Origin of the sequence: Cupriavidus sp. DB3 (genome assembly GCF_020418465.1) — a bacterium.
Lineage (GTDB): Bacteria > Pseudomonadota > Gammaproteobacteria > Burkholderiales > Burkholderiaceae > Cupriavidus > Cupriavidus cauae.
The window spans coordinates 184,071-201,747 of sequence record NZ_JAIZPL010000001.1 but is presented as its reverse complement, the minus strand read 5'-3'; the positions used below and the strand labels follow the sequence as shown (position 1 = coordinate 201,747).

13 protein-coding genes and 1 pseudogene are annotated in these 17,677 nt (G+C 69.5%); 6 read left to right on the top strand and 8 right to left on the bottom strand.

Features of this window, described 5'->3' with window-relative positions; genetic code table 11:
* Positions 1 to 10 precede the first annotated feature (10 nt).
* Both K7G19_RS00875 and K7G19_RS00870 read left to right on the top strand, forming a co-directional pair.
* Positions 11 to 569, top strand: a pseudogene (locus tag K7G19_RS00875) (TRAP transporter small permease subunit); the annotation flags it as partial.
* Between the two features lie 274 nt (positions 570 to 843).
* Positions 844 to 2,790 carry a TRAP transporter large permease subunit gene (locus tag K7G19_RS00870; RefSeq protein WP_226105237.1) on the top strand — a complete coding sequence of 649 codons (1,947 nt, stop codon included), beginning with the start codon at positions 844 to 846 and terminating at the stop codon, positions 2,788 to 2,790.
* Between the two features lie 48 nt (positions 2,791 to 2,838).
* Here K7G19_RS00870 and K7G19_RS00865 read toward each other — a convergent pair whose 3' ends face one another.
* The 4 genes from K7G19_RS00865 to K7G19_RS00850 are packed head-to-tail and all read right to left on the bottom strand — an operon-like array spanning position 2,839 to position 7,204.
* On the bottom strand, positions 2,839 to 3,876 hold the full coding sequence (locus K7G19_RS00865; RefSeq protein WP_226105235.1) for a GTP-binding protein: 1,038 nt from the start codon (positions 3,874 to 3,876) through the stop codon (positions 2,839 to 2,841).
* Positions 3,873 to 5,528 (bottom strand): amidohydrolase, encoded by a 1,656-nt coding sequence (locus K7G19_RS00860; RefSeq protein ID WP_226105233.1) that lies wholly within the window; start codon positions 5,526 to 5,528, stop codon positions 3,873 to 3,875. The genes K7G19_RS00865 and K7G19_RS00860 overlap by 4 nt, the downstream gene beginning before the upstream one ends.
* A 52-nt stretch (positions 5,529 to 5,580) precedes the next feature.
* Positions 5,581 to 6,963: a sodium:solute symporter gene (locus K7G19_RS00855; RefSeq protein WP_226105231.1), complete on the bottom strand. Its 1,383-nt coding sequence runs from the start codon at positions 6,961 to 6,963 to the stop codon at positions 5,581 to 5,583.
* Positions 6,964 to 6,973: 10 nt separating this feature from the next.
* Positions 6,974 to 7,204 carry a DUF3311 domain-containing protein gene (locus K7G19_RS00850; protein WP_226105229.1) on the bottom strand — a complete coding sequence of 77 codons (231 nt, stop codon included), beginning with the start codon at positions 7,202 to 7,204 and terminating at the stop codon, positions 6,974 to 6,976.
* A gap of 133 nt (positions 7,205 to 7,337) precedes the next feature.
* Between K7G19_RS00850 and K7G19_RS00845 the strand changes: the two genes are divergently transcribed.
* Both K7G19_RS00845 and K7G19_RS00840 read left to right on the top strand, forming a co-directional pair.
* Complete coding sequence (locus K7G19_RS00845) at positions 7,338 to 8,273, top strand: LysR family transcriptional regulator (protein WP_149318078.1); 936 nt, start codon at positions 7,338 to 7,340, stop codon at positions 8,271 to 8,273.
* A 157-nt stretch (positions 8,274 to 8,430) separates the two neighbouring features.
* Positions 8,431 to 9,447, top strand: a complete 1,017-nt coding sequence (locus K7G19_RS00840; RefSeq protein WP_370639489.1) for an aldo/keto reductase — start codon at positions 8,431 to 8,433, stop codon at positions 9,445 to 9,447.
* Between the two features lie 70 nt (positions 9,448 to 9,517).
* Here K7G19_RS00840 and K7G19_RS00835 read toward each other — a convergent pair whose 3' ends face one another.
* The 4 genes from K7G19_RS00835 to K7G19_RS00820 form a co-directional block, all read right to left on the bottom strand.
* Positions 9,518 to 10,414: a hypothetical protein gene (locus K7G19_RS00835; RefSeq protein WP_226105225.1), complete on the bottom strand. Its 897-nt coding sequence runs from the start codon at positions 10,412 to 10,414 to the stop codon at positions 9,518 to 9,520.
* A 253-nt stretch (positions 10,415 to 10,667) separates the two neighbouring features.
* Positions 10,668 to 11,318, bottom strand: a complete 651-nt coding sequence (locus K7G19_RS00830) for a TetR/AcrR family transcriptional regulator (protein ID WP_226105224.1) — start codon at positions 11,316 to 11,318, stop codon at positions 10,668 to 10,670.
* 11 nt (positions 11,319 to 11,329) lie between these two features.
* Complete coding sequence (locus K7G19_RS00825; RefSeq protein ID WP_226105222.1) at positions 11,330 to 12,913, bottom strand: DHA2 family efflux MFS transporter permease subunit; 1,584 nt, start codon at positions 12,911 to 12,913, stop codon at positions 11,330 to 11,332.
* Positions 12,914 to 13,176: 263 nt separating this feature from the next.
* Positions 13,177 to 14,172 carry a LysR family transcriptional regulator gene (locus K7G19_RS00820; RefSeq protein WP_149318074.1) on the bottom strand — a complete coding sequence of 332 codons (996 nt, stop codon included), beginning with the start codon at positions 14,170 to 14,172 and terminating at the stop codon, positions 13,177 to 13,179.
* A gap of 322 nt (positions 14,173 to 14,494) precedes the next feature.
* Here K7G19_RS00820 and K7G19_RS00815 point away from each other — a divergent pair, with 322 nt between their 5' ends.
* Positions 14,495 to 15,829 carry an MFS transporter gene (locus tag K7G19_RS00815; RefSeq protein WP_370639460.1) on the top strand — a complete coding sequence of 445 codons (1,335 nt, stop codon included), beginning with the start codon at positions 14,495 to 14,497 and terminating at the stop codon, positions 15,827 to 15,829.
* Between the two features lie 217 nt (positions 15,830 to 16,046).
* Complete coding sequence (locus tag K7G19_RS00810; protein WP_226105221.1) at positions 16,047 to 17,585, top strand: M81 family metallopeptidase; 1,539 nt, start codon at positions 16,047 to 16,049, stop codon at positions 17,583 to 17,585.
* Positions 17,586 to 17,677: the final 92 nt, after the last annotated feature.

The following is a 17,677-nucleotide window of genomic DNA, read 5'->3' as shown; positions in this document are numbered from 1 at the left end:
GGGCGCGATCGTGCAATCCCTGCTGCTTGCGATCGACAGGATCAGCACCCTGATCGGTCAGGCCGCCTCGTGGCTGATCGTCGCGTTGACGTTGATGATCAGCTACGAGGTGTTCTCGCGCTATGCCCTGTCGGCACCGCACGCCTGGGTGTTCGACGCCAGCAACATGCTGTACGGCGCGCTGTTCATGCTGGCCGGCGCCTATACGCTCGCCAAGCGCGGGCATGTACGCGGCGACATCCTCTATGGCTTCCTGCCGCCGCGCGCGCAGGCCGGCATCGACCTGGTGCTGTATCTGGCCTTCTTCTTCCCCGGCGTGATCGCGCTGGCCTGGGCCGGCATCGATTTCTTCGAGGTCTCGCTGGCGCAGAACGAGCACTCGTCGATCGCGGCCGACGGTCCGCCGATCTATCCGTTCAAGGCGGTGATTCCGGTCGCGGGCGCCCTGCTGTTGCTGCAGGGGGTGGCCGAGACGATCCGCTGCGTGATCTGCCTGAAGCGCGGCCATTGGCCGATGCGCGAGGGCGACGTCGAGGAAGTCGACGTGGACAAGCTCAAGCAGATGGTCAGCGCCGAAGCCGCGGCGGGGACGGTGGCGACGCCGGCGGTCGCGGAGGGTGGCGCAGCGCGGGACGAGCGAAATGAGCGCGATGGTGCCGATGAACGGGATCAACGCGATGAGGGCGGCGGCCGCGATGCAACCGCTCGACGCGATGCGCCCGCGCCCGATGCGGGTCCGGGCGATCCGCGCGATCGTCTCGATCCACGCGGCCTGCGCGACGATCGCGACGATCGCGACGACCGCGAACACAAGCCAGCGCGCGAAACCGACGGAGCGCCGCGATGAGAAAGGAACTGTGGTTCGGCGCCACGCTGATGGTGCTGATCGTCGCGGCGGTCTTCATCCTGATGCCGTCGCCTTCGGAATGGACCAATGGCCATCTCGGCCTGCTGATGCTGGCGTTGATCGTCGCCGCGATCATGCTCGGCTTTCCGACCGCGTTCACGCTGATGGGCATGGGCGTGCTGTTCGCCTGGCTCGCCTATCGCCATGCCGATCCGAACATCGCCGTGCAGCAGACGCTGGACCTGATGGTGCAGCGGACCTATGCGGTGATGACCAACGACGTGCTGATCTCGGTGCCGCTGTTCGTCTTCATGGGCTACCTGGTCGAGCGCGCCAACCTGATCGAGCGGCTGTTCCGCAGCCTGCATCTGGCGCTGGCCTGGCTGCCGGGCTCGCTGGCCGTCGCCACGGTGATCACCTGCGCCGTGTTCGCGACGGCGACCGGCATCGTCGGCGCGGTGGTCACGCTGATGGGGCTGCTGGCGCTGCCGGCGATGCTGCGCGCCGGCTATAGCGCGTCGCTGTCGGCGGGCGCGGTCACCGCGGGCGGCTGCCTCGGCATCCTGATTCCGCCGTCGGTGCTGCTGATCGTCTATGGCGCGACCGCCGGCGTGTCGGTGGTGCAGCTGTATGCGGGCGCCTTCTTTCCCGGCCTGATGCTGACGGGCCTCTACCTGCTCTACGTGATCCTGCTGGCCAAGCTGCGGCCGCGGCTCGCCCCGCCGCTGCCGATGGCCGAGCGCGAGGTCCCGCTGCCGCCGCTGCAGCAGCGGCTGCGCGACACCATCGGCGCGCGCGCCCTGCCCGCGCTGATCACGGCGCTCAAGGGCCGCCGCAACGCCGCCATCCCGACCGGCCAGCTGATGCGCCAGTTCGGCATCGCGGTCCTGCCTGCGCTGGTGGTGGCGCTGCTGATGGGTTCGATCTATGCCGGCGTCACCGCCGCGCCGCCGGCGGCGATCGACTCGACGCTGATGGAGCTGGGCGCGGCGAGCAGCGAAGAATCCGCCGGGCTCGACACGCTGGCGCCGCCGCCGAGCGAGGAGAGCGCGCCGGCCGCAGCCGCGGCCCCGGCCGGCCCCGCCACGCCGGCTGCCGAATCGCCGCCGGCCGGCGCCGCACCGAGCCCCGGCGCGGCAGCGCCCAGCCCTCCCGGTGCCGACACGGCCAATCCGCCGGCCACCGCGCCGCAGGTACCAAACTGGTTCTGGATCACGCTGGCCGTGGTCTGCGTGGCGATGGCTTACTTCTACTGGCGCTTCGACTTCGCGCGCATGGAGATCTTCAAGCAGCTGCTGTCGTCGTTCTTCCCGCTGGCGGTGCTGATCCTGGCCGTGCTCGGCTCGATCGTGTTCGGCCTTGCCACGCCCACCGAGGCGGCGGCGGTCGGCGCTCTCGGCGGCACGCTGCTGGCGGCTGCCTACGGCCAGCTCAACTATGGCGTGGTCAAGGAGTCGGTGTTCCTGACCGCCAAGACCAGCGCGATGGTCTGCTGGCTGTTCGTCGGCTCGTCGATCTTCTCGGCCGCGTTTGCGTTGCTGGGCGGGCAGGCGCTGGTCGAGCAGTGGGTGATGTCGATGGACCTGACGCCGCTGCAGTTCATGATCCTGGCCCAGGTGATCATCTTCCTGCTGGGCTGGCCGCTGGAATGGACCGAGATCATCATCATCTTCATGCCGATCTTCGTGCCGCTGCTGGACAACTTCGGCATCGATCCGCTGTTCTTCGGCCTGCTGGTCGCGCTGAACCTGCAGACCGCCTTCCTGTCGCCGCCGGTCGCGATGGCCGCCTTCTACCTGAAGGGCGTGGCCCCGCCGCATGTCACGCTGAACCAGATCTTCGGGGGCATGCTGCCGTTCATGGCGATCCAGGTGGTGGCGCTGGTGCTGCTGTACATGTTCCCGGACATCGGGCTGTGGCTGCCGAAGGTGTTGTATCAGTAAGCCGACGCCCAGCCGTGGGCAAGCCATCGGTGCGCCGTCGCCGGCGCATCATGCCAGCGCCGCGTCGAGGCAGCCGCGCACCGTGTCTTTGTCGGCCGCATCGAAGGGGCCGATGAAGACCAGCGCCGAACCGTCTTGCGGCGCGTGTCCGGCGGGCTCGACCCGCATCCGCCCCGCCACCAGGTGCACCGCATGCGCGCGCGGATCGCCATCGAACGCCACCAGGCCCTTGGCTCGCAGCAGTCGCACCGGCAACGTCTTCAGCGCCTGCCGCAGGGCCGCCTTGTCGAACGCCCGGTCCGTCCGGTAGGAGAAGGTCAGGATGCCCGCATGCAGCGCGTCGGGGCGGGTCCAGTGCCGGCTCCCACGCGAGAGCAACACGCCGGACGCGGTGCGCGCGTTGGGCGCAGTGGGCGCGGTGGGCCCGGTCGGTGCGGGGCCCACGGTCGGCGCGAGCGGCGGCCCGGCGTCCTGAGGATCCAGATGGTCCAGGCGGTCCAGATAGACCGACAGCGGCAGATCGCCATGCCGTGCGGTCAGCACGGCAGCCCGTGGCGCCAGTTCACCGACCGATGCAACAACGGCGGAGACGGTGGCCGCGTCCGCCAGATCGGCCTTGGTCAGGGCCAGCACCGACGCGCCGGCAATCTGCCGCCGCACCATGTCGCCGACCAGCGGATCGCGGAGGGCATCGTTTACTCCCGCCACGTCGACCGCGACGACCACCGCGTTGAGCCGGAACGCCGGGTCGAGCAGGCCAATCTGCGCGATCCGCTGCGGATCCGACACCCCGCTGGCCTCGATCACCAGCAGGTCGGGACGCTCGGCTCGCGCTGCGATGGCGAGCAGCGCATCGGCCAGCCGGCCGCCGATCGAGCAGCAGATGCAGCCGTTCTCGAGCTGGATCACGTCGTCGCTGCGCGCGCGGATCAGCGCCGCGTCGATATTGATCTCGCCGAAGTCGTTGACCAGCACGGCGATCCGCCGCCCCCGCGCATGGGCGAGCAGCCGGTTCAGCAGCGTGGTCTTGCCCGCGCCCAGATAGCCGCCGACGACCACCAGAGGAATGGGCGGCGGGGCGTTCATCGTGCCGGCGCCGGAAAGACGCGCCCGCCCAGCACCGTGCCCCAGACCCGGACGTCCTTCAGGTCCTGCGGCGCCACGGCGCTGGGGTCGTCCTCCAGCACCGCGAAATCCGCAAGTTTGCCGGGCTCGATGCTGCCGATCACGTGGTCCAGATGCAGGGTATGCGCGGCGCCCAGCGTGATCGCGTGCAAGGCCTCGCCGACGCTCAGCCGCTCCCCCTCGCCCAGCACGCGGCCCTCCGCCGTCTGGCGCTGCACCGCGCACCATGCGGTGAACAGCGGGTTCAGCGGGGTGATCGGCGCATCGGAATGGATGGCGACCGGAATGCCGAGCCGCAGCGCGGAGCGCGCGGGGTTCATCCGCGCGGCCCATTGCGCGCCGACGGTCTGGCTGGCGTGCGCCTCGCCCCAGTAGTACAGATGGTTCGAAAAGAAGTTGATGCACAGCCCGAGCCGCGCGGCGCGCGCCAGTTGCGCGGCATCGGCGAGCTGGCAGTGCTGCAGCGTGTGCCGATGATCCGCGCGCGGGTGGCGGGCGAGCATCGCCTCGAGCGCGTCCAGCACGACCTCGGTGGCCTCGTCGCCGTTGGTATGGATATGCAGCTGCAGGCCGGCCAGATGGAACGGCGTGAAGCAGTCCAGCAGCTGGGCCGGCGGAATCAGCCACAGGCCGTTGGGCTGGCCGCCGACGTACCCGGGCGCGCGCAGGCGCGCGGTAAAGCCCTGGATCGAACCGTCGACGATGAACTTCACCGGGCCGAAGTGCAGCTTGTCGCTGCCCGTCCGCGCGGCGGCATGGACGCGCTCGGCACCGCCGTCCGGATTGCGCTGCGGGGCGAAGGCGGGCACGATGCGCAGCGGAAAGGCCTCGTCGGCGGTGACGGTTCGCAGCGTGTCCAGCCCCGCCGGCGACAGGTCGCTGACCAGGTCGGTCGCGGTGGTGACGCCCGCCAGTTGCGCCACCCGACCGAAGCGGCGCACCGCCTGCGGGTCTTCGGCCGCCGCCAGTGACAGGCCCTTGCCGATCACGCGGTGGACCGGGAACATCGCCGCAAACTCCTGCAATTCGCCGGTGGGCCGGCCCTGCGCGTCCTTGTGCACGCCTTCGATATCGGTGTCCTCGTCGATGCCGGCGAGCGCGAGCATTGCCGAATTGACGTTCATCAGATGCACGCTGGCATGCATCACGACGATGGGACGCGTGGCCGAGACCCGGTCCAGTTGCTGCACGCCGAGGCGGCCGGCACCGAAGTAGATCGGATCGAAGCCCCAGGCGAGCAACGCCGTGTCGGCATCGGGCAAGCGAGCGGCAGCGCTGGCGAGCCGGTCGATGACCTGATCGAGCGTACGCAGGCCGCGCCACAGCCGGCCGTCGGGGTCGCGGCGATCGAAGTAGCCGACATAGACCGCCTCCCACATCGCGCCTTCCATCAGATGGCAGTGGCCTTCGACCAGGCCCGGCATCAGCACCTTGTCGCGGAAGGTGTCGTCGACATCGGCATCCCCCCAGCGCGCCATGTCGCCCCGTTCGCCGACCGCGACGATCCTGCCGTCGCGCACCGCCACATGGGTCGCATGCGGCTGCGCGGGATTCATCGTGAGGATCTTGCGCGCCTGGAATATTTGCGTGCGCGCCGTTTCGTGAGGAGTCATCGTTGCGTGAAAAGGTGGGAGGTCTGGCGAGGAGGCGAGGTCCTGGAGGAGGTCATGCCGCTTGCATGCGCGCCGGCCGCGGGACCAGGTTCACCAGCGCCGTCACCAGCAGGTTCACCGCGAGACTGACGAGCCCGACGTTGATGCCGCCGAAATCGGCCTGCTGCACATAGAGCGCGATCGCCAGCGCCTGCCCGCTCAGAATGCCCAGCGCGATCGCCAGCGGCCTGACCTTCCACGAGAACAGGATCGCCATCACGCCGGGGAAGAACTGCGTGACGCCGTAGTAGGTGGTATTGATCAGCGTCAGCATCAGGTTCGGCGTGACCAGCGTCATCACGATCGACAGCACCAGGTAGATCGCGATCACGACCTTGGCGCCCTGCTTCTGCCGCTGCTCGGGCAGGCCCGGCAGCAGGTTGCGCGCGACGATCGGCCCGATGGCCAGGCAGATGCCGGCCAGCACCAGCAGGCCCGACAACGCCGCGCCGGCAGTCACCAGGCCCAGCAGCCAGTCCGGCAGCAGGCGCACCGCCGCGGCGAAGAACGCCTCGTTCGGAGAGGCCAGCTGCAGGTTCTGGCTGATCGCGTAGTAGGACGCCAGCACCAGGAAGGGATACATCAGCATGTACAGCGGCATGGCAACCTGCGTGCGGCGGATCGTGTTGGCGCTCTTCGCGGTGAAGAAGTTCTGCACCGCGAACGGCATCATGTAGAAGCCCAGCGCCTGGAACAGCATGGTGCTCATCGAGAAGCGCAGTTGCGTGTCGCTCATCTGATTGCTGACCTGCATGCTGGCCGCATGGAAGACGTCGCCGACGCCGGCCTTCCAGCCCACCGCCACGCCGGTGGCGACGATCGCGACCACCATCAGCACGTCCTTCAGGATCGCGATGTAGGCCGAGGCCCGCACGCCCGAGATGGCGATATAGGTAAAGGCCAGCCCCGCGGAGATCAGCACCAGGTGCAGCGGATCGAAATGCCAGCCCAGGCCCTTGAGTGCGGCCACCAGGCCGGTGAACTGCAGCTGGCCCCAGGGCAGCAGGAACAGGATGGACGAGGCGGCGACGATCAACTCCAGCGCGCGGCTGCCGTAGTGGCCCTTGAACAGGTCGGGCAACGTGATCGCGTTGTAGCGCGCGCCGGCGCGCCAGATGCGCGGGCCGAGGAAATAGCCCAGCGGGTACGCCAGCAGGATATAGCCGAGAAACCAGATGCCGTAGGTCGGTCCCTTGGCGTAGATGCCGCCGGGAAAGCCGACCATCGTGCCGATGCTGTAGATCTCGCCGGCCGCCAGGAAGAAGACCAGATAGGCGCCGAACTGCCGCGACGCGACAAAGAAGTCGTGCACGCTCTGCGCCCCGCGTCCCTGGCGGGAGCGGATCGCGAGGTAGAGGGAGAACGCGATGAAGCCGAGGAATACCGCGGTGGTCATGGCGGCTCCTTCAGGCGCGATGCCGCGCATCTTCGGCATCGCCGGCGGCATCGTCGGACGCGTGGCGGTCGAACAGCAGCCAGCACAGCAGCATGCAGCCGGAGGTCAACACGAACCACGCGAAGATCCAGGCGTAGATGAAGGGAACGCCGAGCACGAAGCGCTCGACGGACGCCACCCAGGGCAGGAGTCCGATCACCCCGAGGTACGGGATGCCGAGACCGATGAACAGCTTGAGCATGCTTTGTCTCCGTGGTCCGATGGCCGGTTTGCGGTGCGCCGAGGGGTCGCCCGCTCTTGTTGTGGAGCCATCATAGGGAGCCGCGATGTATGATTCAAATGCAAATATCGAACGACTTCCATAACGGATCGGCATGGATACGCAGAAGCTGCTTCACCTGCTGGCGGTGGTCGAGCACGGCACCTTCTCGGAGGCCGCGCGGGCCGTGCATCTGACCCAGCCGGCATTGAGCCGCAGCATTCGGGCGCTCGAGGACGAACTGAAGGCGCAACTGTTCGACCGCGGCGCACGGCGCGCGCGGCTGACGGTGTTCGGCGAACTGGTGGCCGAGCGCGCCCGGCGCATCCGGCTCGAAGAGCGGCAGTTGCGGCGCGACCTGGACCTGCTGCGCGGCGGCGAGGAAGGCTCGCTGGCGATCGGCATGGCGCCCGCGCCGGCCGCGCTGCTGCTCACGCCCTTCCTCGCGCATATGGCGCAGGCCCATCCGCGCATCCGTGTCCGCACCGAGACCGGCGCCACCAGCGCGCTGCTCGAGCAGCTGCGCAGCGAAGCGATCGACGCGATCGTCGGCGATGCCTACGTGCTGCGCGCCGCCGACGACATCGAGCTGGAAACACTGGGCGAGCTGAGCGCCGGCCTGGTCTGCCGCGCGGGCCATCCGATCCTGCGCAAGCGCCGGCTCGATATCGAGGCGATCCGCGCCTATCCGGTCGCGTCGACCACGCTGAGCGCCATCATCGGCCGCCAGCTGATCGAGCTGTGGGGACCGGAGGCCGCGCCAGACCGTCTGATCACCCTGCATTGCGACAACCTCGACGTGTTGCGCAGCGTGGCGCTGACCACCGATACGCTGCTGTTCGGCGTGCTGTCCATCACGCGGCAGGAGCGGGCCGAGGGCCGGATGGCGGAGGTGCCGATGCCGCCGGATGCGCGCCGGCGCGGCCGCTATGGCATCGCGCGCATGGCGGCGCGCTCGCTGTCGCCGGCGCTGGAATCGCTGTACGCGTTCACGCGGGCGCAGTGGAAGACGGTGTCGGCGGAGCCGGCCGGGTCGGCGACGCGCCGGTGAACGCCCTGCGCCATCGGTGCTGCCCGTTGTATCCTTGCCCTTTCGTATCCACCGGTGCCCACCGGCTTGCGCCCTCTTCGCTTCCGCTTCCGCTTCCCTCTTCTTCCCTGTCCCTTCTCATACGAGGAATCCCATGTCCGCCACGTCCGAATTCAAGATGGAATACCGCCGCCTGGGCCGCAGCAATCTGAAGGTGTCCGCGCTGTGCCTGGGCACCATGATGTTCGCCGACCAGACGGACGAGGCCGAGGCCGGCCGCATCGTCGCCAGCGCGCGCGACCATGGCGTCAATTTCATCGACACCGCGGACGTCTACAGCAAGGGCGGCTCCGAGCAGATGGTGGGCCGGCTGATCGAGGCCGATCGGCAGGAATGGATCCTCGCCACCAAGCTGGGCAACGCGATGGGCTCGGCGCCGAACCGCGGGCACTACTCGCGCGTCTGGATGCTGCGCGAGGTCGAGGACAGCCTGCGCCGGCTGGCGACCGACTACATCGACATCCTGTATCTGCACCGCGATTTCGCCGACGAGAACCTCGAGGAGGCGGTGCGCGCGATGGGCGATCTGGTGCGCGACGGCAAGATCCGCTACTGGGCGGTGTCGAACTTCCGCGGCTGGCGTATCGCGGAAATCGCGCGGCTGTGCGATCAGCTGGGCGTGCCGCGGCCGGCAGCGTGCCAGCCCTACTACAACCTGCTGAACCGGATGCCCGAGGTCGAGATACTGCCCGCCTGCGAATACTACGGGCTCGGCGTGGTGCCCTACAGCCCGGTCGCACGCGGCGTGCTGACCGGGAAGTACCTGCCGGGACAGCCGCCGGAGGCCGGCACCCGCGCCGGACGTGCCGATCGCCGCATGATGCAGACCGAGTTCCGCGAGGAATCGCTGGTCATCGCGCAGCAGCTGAAGGCCCACGCCGAAGGCCGCGGCCTGACCGCCGGCCAGTTCGCGACCGCATGGGTGCTGGCCAACCCGCTGATCAGCTCGGTGATTGCCGGCCCGCGCACGCTGGCGCAGTTCGAGGATTATTTCGGCGCGATCGGCGCGGCGCTGTCGCCCGAGGAAGAAGCGATGGTCGATGGGCTGGTGGCGCCCGGACACCCGTCCACGCCGGGCTATACCGATCCGAGCTATCCGTTCACGGGGCGGCCGGTGAAGGTGGCGGCGGGCTAGCGCAGCCGTGCGGCCCGGCGCTCCCGCAGCGCTGCGGCCTCTTGCGGCATGGCGGCTCGCCGGGGGCGCCTCACCACCCTCGCCCCAAGTCCTGGATCGAGCGGGACAGTCCCAGCGCCTCGACCCCCGCCAACGTCCCGATGCTGACCATCCCGGCGGCCCCCGACGGCTCGTCCTGGCCCAGTTCGGTCATGCAACGGGAGATGTGCACGGCGTGCTTCGGCAGGCAGGGTTCCATCCCTGGCGGATGAATCCGGGCGGGACGATCGAGGTCCGTGCTGGTGTCCCCGGACCGCTGCGGGCCGCGGAACCGGGCGGGACGAAGCGGCCGCGCCGGCGCATTGCGTCGAGCGTGCGGGCGTAACGCTTCGCGCCGATCGTGCGATACCGTGGCGACGCGCCGTTCGCCGCAGCCAGCCAAGGGTTGCCCGCCTGTATCGCTGCGGCTAATGCCGGCCGGGAGTTGTCCGCCTGTATCGCAGCGGCCGTTGCCCGCCGGGAGTTGCCTGCCTGTGTCGCCGGGGCTATTGCCGGCCGGGAGTTGCCCGCCTGTATTGCAGCCGCCGTTGCCCGCCGGGAGTTGCCTGCCTGTGTCGCCGGGGCTATTGGCTGCCGGGAGTTGCCCGCCTGTATTGCAGCCGCCGTTGCCCGCCGGGAGTTGCCTGCCTGTGTCGCCGGGGCAGTTGCCGGCGGTGGAAGACCGCACGTGCCCGCCGATCTCGGCCTGCGCCGCCAGCCACTCGGCCAGGTATTCCGCGCGACTCTGCCTGCTGCGGTAGATCTCCACGATGGCCATTCCGTGCCCGCGCGCCGCGGTGGCCGGCGCGTTGACATCGGCGCGGATGAACGCGATGGAGACCTCGTCGTTCTGCTGCTCGGCGAGCGTCAGGCGCCCGGTGGCGGGTGTGGCGGAGAGATACAGCGGCGCGCGGACGCCAAGGAACCACGATTTCAGTACGGTGAACATATGCGTCCTCGTCGAGTGAAATGCACGCGCCATCTTTGCCGGCATTGCGGACGCGGACTACTGGAAACGTGTGCGGAATGTGCGCATAGCGATGAGTTACCGCATCGCCATGCGAGTGTGAACCGAAGCCTGCGGTCGCAATGACGTCGCGATCTACGTCCAGATCCACCTCGCCATCCACGCCGCCATCCCCGTCGCCATCCCGCTCGCAACGAGCGGCGGGACCCAGGCTAACGTCAGACCGGACCGCCGGCTACAGCCCTTTCTCCACCATCGCCAGCACGCGCTCGCCCAGCGCAATCCGTTGCGCTTCGTCGGCATGGCGCAGCGGCCCGTCGATGATCAGCAGCGCCAGCCCGTGCACCGCCGACCAGGCCAGGTACTCGGCCCCCGGGCGCCGCTCGGCGGGCAGCACGCCGGTCGCGACCAGCGCGTCCAGCGCGGCGCCAAGCAGCTGGAAGGGATTCAGGCCGCTGGGCCCGGCCTTGGCGGGATCGCGATCGTCTTCCACCATCGTCGGCGTGGCGAAGGCGGTGCGGAACAAACCCGTCTGCGTCTGCGCGAACTTCAGGTAGCCGGCGCCGATGGCGCGCAGGTTGGCGCGGGCCTTCGCAACCGGATCGTTGCCGTCGACCTGCGCGGCCGCTGCGGCCAGCTCCGCTTCCATTGCCACCGCCAGCGCGGCCAGCGCCGCGGCGCGTACCGCCTCGAACAGCGCCTGCCGGTTGGCGAAATGCCGGTAGGCGGCATTGGGCACCACGCCGGCGCGGCGCGTGGCCTCGCGCAGCACGACCGCGTCGGGGCCGCCGTCGCTGGCCAGCGCGATGCCGGCGTCAATCAGCGCGCGACGCAGATCGCCGTGGCGATAGGTCGAGCGCGGCGGCGGCTCGACGGCGAACTTCAACGCGGTAACCATCAGGCTGCATGGCCGCCCTGGGGCGCGGCCATGCCCGTGTTGGGCGCATGATCGGGGGCACCGCTGGCGACACTGCCGGCGACACCACCGGAAACACCACCGGAAACACCATCGACCGCACCACCGGCGGCACCATCGGCCGCCGCCTCGGCGCCTTCCGGCGTCACCGATACCGGCGCGGTGCGCGTGCGCAGCAGCATGCCGCCGAGCACCGCCGCCACCAGCGCGAACACCGCGCCGACCAGGAAGGCAGCGTGATATCCCGCGTTCAATGCCTCGGCCGGCGCGCTGCCGGCGGCGGCCACGCCCGCGGTGCGGCCCGCCGCGAGGCTGGCCAGCACCGCCAGGCCGAGCGCGCCGCCCATCATGAAGGAGGTATTGACCACGCCCGACGCCAGGCCGGAATCGCTCGGCTTGACGTCGCTCATCGCCGCCAGCAGCACCGGATTGAACGCGATGCCGGCACCCAGGCCCAGCAGCAGCATGCCGGGCAGCACGTCAACGACGAAGCCGCCGTCGACCGGCGCGCGCGCGAACAGCAGCAGGCCCAGCGCCGCCAGCAGCAGCCCGACGGCCAGCGGCGCACGCACGCCGTAGCGCATCACCAGACGCGCCGACAGGCCCAGCGAGAACGCCGCCATGATCAGGTTGGCCGGCAGGAACGCCAGCCCGACCTGCATCGGGGTGTAGCCCAGCACCAGCTGCAGGTACAGCGCCGAGATGAAGAACCAGGCGAACATCGCCGCAGCCCACAGCACGCCGACCACGTTCGACACCGCGACATTGCGCAGCCGGAACAGGCCCAGCGGCATCAGCGGATGCGCGACGCGCGACTCGATCAGCAGGAACACCAGCAGCAGCCCCACCGCGATGCCGAGCATCGACACGGTCTGCGTGGCCAGCCAGCCGACCTCGTTGCCATTGACGACCGCATAGACCGCCAGCATCAGCGACACCGTGATCGTCACCGCGCCGCCGACGTCGAGCCGCTGTCCGTTCGCGGAGCCGGGCAGATTCGGAATCAGCGCCAGGCACAGCGCGTAGACCGCGACGCCGATCGGCAGGTTGACCAGGAAGATCCAGTGCCAGCTCAAGGCGCTGGTCAGCAGGCCGCCGAGCAGCACGCCGATGCTGCCGCCGCCGGCGCAGACGAAGCCGTAGACGCCCATCGCCTTGGCGCGGTCGGACGGCGTCGAGAACAGGTCCATGATCAGCGACAGCGCCACCGCGGACACCACCGCGCCGCCGACCCCCTGCACCGCCCGCGCGGCGACCAGCAGGCCCTGCGATTGCGCTACGCCGCAGGCCAGCGACGCGAGCGTGAACAGCGTGATGCCGAGCAGGAACAGCCGGCGGTGGCCGAACAGGTCGCCGAGCCGGCCGCCGAGCAGCAGGAAGCCGCCGAAGGTCAGCATATAGGCGTTGACGACCCAGACCAGCGCGGTCTCGGTGAAGCCGAGCTCGTTGCGGATCGACGGCAGGGCGACGTTCACGATGGTCGTGTCCAGCACGATCATCAGCTCGCCCAGGCATAGGACCATCAGCGCCAGCCAGCGCTTGCGGTCATCGAGTGTGTGCTGCATGGCGTGTCCTTTTGCGGTTCCTGGTTTTTGTTTGGGTTCTTTGCTTCGGGAGCATTGACGGGAGCATTGACGCGCGGGCATTCCGCGCAGTTGTGTACAGCGTTCACAACCATAGCACACAAATGGACAATGTCCACTTCTGTGTTGTCATGTCGCTTTAGGGACACATGCCGGCGCCCCCCACGGGCCGGCCCGAGCCGGCGTGTCCCGCAGCCAGTGCGGTAGGCCTTGCGGCTCAAGCCGTTCGACCCAGGCCGTGCGACTCAAACCGTGCGGCGGTGGCGGACCCGGCTAGTCCGCGCGCCGCCCTGCCCGTCGGCGCGCAGCACCGTCATCTCGGCCAGATAGTCGAGCAGCCGCTTGACCGCCGCCGAGCGCGGCCGCTTGTCGCGCACGATCAGCTGCGCGTCGGCGGCCTCCAGCACCGCGTTGCGCACCGGCAGCGCCACCAGCTGGTCGCCCAGCTCGCGCGCGACCGCCAGCGCCGGCAGGAAGGTCACGCCCAGGCCGGTGCTGGCGTAGTGCTTCAGCGCCGCGATCGAGTTGGTGGTCAGCGCCGCGGTGAAGCGGACCTTCTCGGTCAGCTCGACCAGCTGGATCACCTGGCGCAGGCCGAAGCCGGGCGTCATCAGGCCGACCGGATACGGCAGGATGTCCGCGACGGTCAGCGCCTTGCCGCGACGCGCGAGCGGATGATCGGGGCGCGCGATCACGCAGACCGGCTGGCGCCGCGCCGTCAGCACGCGCAGCGTCGGCTCCGGCGGCGGCGCATAGGCCAGGCCCACGTGGGCGCGATCCTCGGCGACCGCGCGCACCACCTCGTTGACGTTCATCAGTTCCAGCGTGACGTGGATCTTCGGATAGCGCTGGCAGAACTCGTTGAGCACCGCGTGGATCAGCTCGTCGATAAAGCCCTCGCCGGCGACGATATGGATCTGCCCACGCTGCAGCCCGTTCAGCTCCTGCAGCCGGGCCAGCAGCGTCTCCTCGCCGGCGAGCCGCTCGCGGTAGTGGTCGAGCACCAGCTGGGCCGCCTCGGTCGGCATCACGCCGCGGCCGCGGCGCTCCAGCAGCGTCGCGCCGAGTTCGCCTTCGAGCTGCTGGATCTGCCGGCTGATCACCGACGGTTCGACATCGAGCTTGTCGGCGGCGGCGCGGATCGAGCCGGCGGCCACGGCCGCATAGAAATAGCGCAGCCGGCGTTCGCTGAGTCCGGCCGGCAAGGCGCCGTCGCGGTTCGGGTCGGGGGATACGGGCACGGGGTGTTTCCTTCGAAGGTTGTCTGCATGCGGGGGCGTCGTGGCGGCCAGCAGCGTTGACCGTCCAGCGTTGATCGTCGGGCGTCGGCCAAGCGTTGACCGGATCGTTGACCAAAAAGCAACGGAATCGTACAGCGATGGCTATTGTTCCTCAACGGCCGCGTTGGCAACAATGCGCGAAGGCCGGCGCCGCCCTCGTCGCGAACGCCTGCCGAACGGGACAACAACTGCACGACCACAGCACAACGACAGCACAACAACTTCATAACAAGCGCCCGTCCTGCCAACCCCGCACCGTGCCCCGCGGCACCCGGAGACATCGATGCAACAGACCACCACCTCGTGGAATCCATCGGACGCGATGGCCGCCACGCCCGACGCGCTGGCGCCGATCTATCGCAAGATCAGCCTGCGCGTGCTGCCCTTCCTGCTGCTGTGCTACGTGTTCGCCTATCTGGACCGCGTGAACATCGGCTTTGCCAAGCTGCAGATGCAGCAGGACGTCGGCATCAGCGACGCGGTCTACGGGCTGGGCGCCGGCATCTTCTTCCTCGGCTATGTCATGTTCGAGGTGCCGAGCAATCTGCTGCTGGCACGGATCGGCGCGCGCAAGACCATCAGCCGGATCATGGTGCTGTGGGGCGCGACCTCGGCCTGCATGCTGTTCGTGCGCGACGCGCACAGCTTCTATGCGCTGCGCTTCCTGCTCGGCGTGTTCGAGGCCGGCTTCGCGCCGGGCATGATCTTCTATCTGACCTACTGGTACGGCGGCGCCCGCATGGCGCGCGTGATGGCGATCGTGATGCTGGCCGGCCCGATCGGCGGCATGGCAGGCGGCCCGGTGTCGACCTGGATCATGACCGCGCTGGCCGGCTCGCACGGCCTGGCCGGCTGGCAATGGATGTTCCTGATCGAGGGGCTGCCGTGCGTGCTGCTCGGCGTGGTCGCCTACTTCTTTCTGGACGACACGCCGGCGCAGGCGCGCTGGCTGTCCGACCACGAGCGCCGGCTGCTGGCGCACGACATCGGCGCCGCGCGCGCCGGCGGCGGCCATCACAGCTTCGCCACGGTGCTGCGCGATCCGCGCATCTATGCGCTGGCCTTCGGCTACTTCTGCCTGATCAGCGGCATCTACGCGGTCAGCTTCTGGCTGCCGACAATCCTGAAGGGCGCGGGCGTGACCAGCACGATGGCGATCGGCATGTATTCGGCGCTGCCTTACGTGGCCGCCGCGATCCTGATGTTCCTCGCCGCGCGCAGCTCCGACCGCCGTCAGGAACGGCGCTGGCACAGCGCGACGCTGGCCTTCGTCGGTGCCGCCACGCTGGCGGTCGCGGCCTTCACCGCCGACAACCTGACGCTGTCGCTGCTCAGCATCACCGTCGCGACGGCCGCGATGTGGGCCGCCTACACGGTGTTCTGGGCGATCCCGTCCGAATATCTGCAGGGCACCGCCGCGGCGGGCGGCATCGCGCTGATCAACAGCCTGGGTTTGCTGGGCGGCTTCGTCAGCCCGACGCTGATCGGCGCGGTCAAGGACCTGACCGGTTCGCTGGAGGGCGGACTGCTGGCGATGGTGGCGCTGCTGGCCGCGGGCGGCCTGGCGATCCTGCTGAACCGGCTGCCGAAGGACCGCGCGCCGGCCGGGGTGCGTTGAATGCCCGCCGCGGTGCGCTGATGCGTGCCGCGGTGCGGTGGCGCCCGCTGCGATGGGACGATGCCGGCCGCGGTGCGCTGGCGCCCGCTGCGATGGGCCGATGCCCGCCACGGTGCGCTGGCGCCCGCCGCGGTGCGCCGCGATGGGCTGATGTGCGCCGTGGCCTTGCTTGCCCCATGCCTCGTTTCCACGTTTCGATTTGACCGACTACCGATCCATGCGCATCCTCCTCGCCGGTTTCCAGCACGAGACCAATACCTTCGCGCCGTCGAAGGCTCACTACGACAACTTCGTCCGCGGCGAAGGCTTTCCCGCGATGGTGCGCGGCGCCGACGTGCTGGCGCTGCGCGACGTCAACATCCCGGCGGGCGGCTTCCTGCGCGCGATCGGCGAGCTGACGCGCGGACTGACGAGCAACGAAGCGGAACTGCTGCCGGTGATCTGGGCCGGCGCCAGCCCTTCGGCGCATGTGGCCACCGACGCGTTCGAACGCATCGCCGGCGAGATCGTCGATGCCGCGCGCGCGCAGCGGCCCGACGCGATCTATCTGGACCTGCATGGCGCGATGGTGACCGACGCGCACGACGACGGCGAAGGCGAGCTGCTGGCGCGGCTGCGCGCGGTGGTGGGCGCCGGCGTGCCGATCGTCGCCAGCCTCGACCTGCATGCCAATGTCACGCAGCGCATGCTGGACAGCGCCGATGCGCTGGTCGCCTACCGCACCTATCCGCACGTCGACATGGCGGACACCGGCGCGCGCGCGGCGCAATTGCTGCAACGCTTGCTCGCCGCGGGCAACAGCCGCCCGCTGCATCGTGCCGCGCGGCGCCTGCCCTTCCTGATTCCGATCAACGGCCAGTGCACCTTCCTCGAACCGGCGCGCGGCATCTACGCGTTGCTCGACGAGCTCGAACGCGAACTGGACGGCGTGGTGTCGCTGTCGTTCACGCCGGGCTTCCCGGCGGCGGACTTCGCCGAATGCGGCGGCGTGGTGTGGGGCTATGGCGACGACGCGGCGCGCATCGAGCAGGCGGTCGCCGCGCTGACCGACGCCGTGGTCGCGCGCGAGGCGCAGTGGGCGGTGCCCTTCCTGACGCCGGACGAGGCGGTGCAGGAAGCGATGCGGCTGTCGCAAGCGGCGAGCCGCCCGGTGGTGATCGCCGACACCCAGGACAACCCCGGCGCCGGCGGCGACTCGAACACGACCGGCATGCTGCGCGCGCTGGTGCGCGCCGGCGCCACCGATGCCGCGATCGGGCTGATCGTCGATCCCGAGGCCGTGCGCGCCGCGCATGCCGCCGGTGTCGGCAGCGACATCACGATTGCGCTCGGCGGCCAGTCCGGCGTACCGGGCGACGCGCCGTTCGAGGCCACCTTCCGCGTCGCGCAGCTGTCCGACGGCCGCTGCCGCTTCGACGGTCCGATGATGAAGGGCATGGACGTCGACGTCGGCCCGGCGGCGCGGCTGACGATCGGCGGCGTGCAGGTGGTGGTCAGCGCCGGCAAGGCCCAGATGCTCGATCGCAATCTGTACCGGATGGCCGGCGTCGAGCCCGAGCGGATGAAGATCCTGGTCAACAAGAGCTCGGTGCATTTCCGCGCCGACTTCCAGCCGATCGCCGAGGCGGTGCTGGTGGCCAAGGCGCCGGGTCCGCTGCTGGCCGATCCGGCCGACCTGCCGTGGAAGAAGCTGCCGGCGGGATTGCGGTTGCGGCCACTGGGACCGGCTTTCACGGGGCCGCGTGGAGAAGTTTGAAGACACCGGGTCGTCGCGTTCGCGGGGACGACAGCATGGTGGCCGATATCGCATGATGCGCGCATGATCCGCGCCTGATCCGCGTCGTCCCC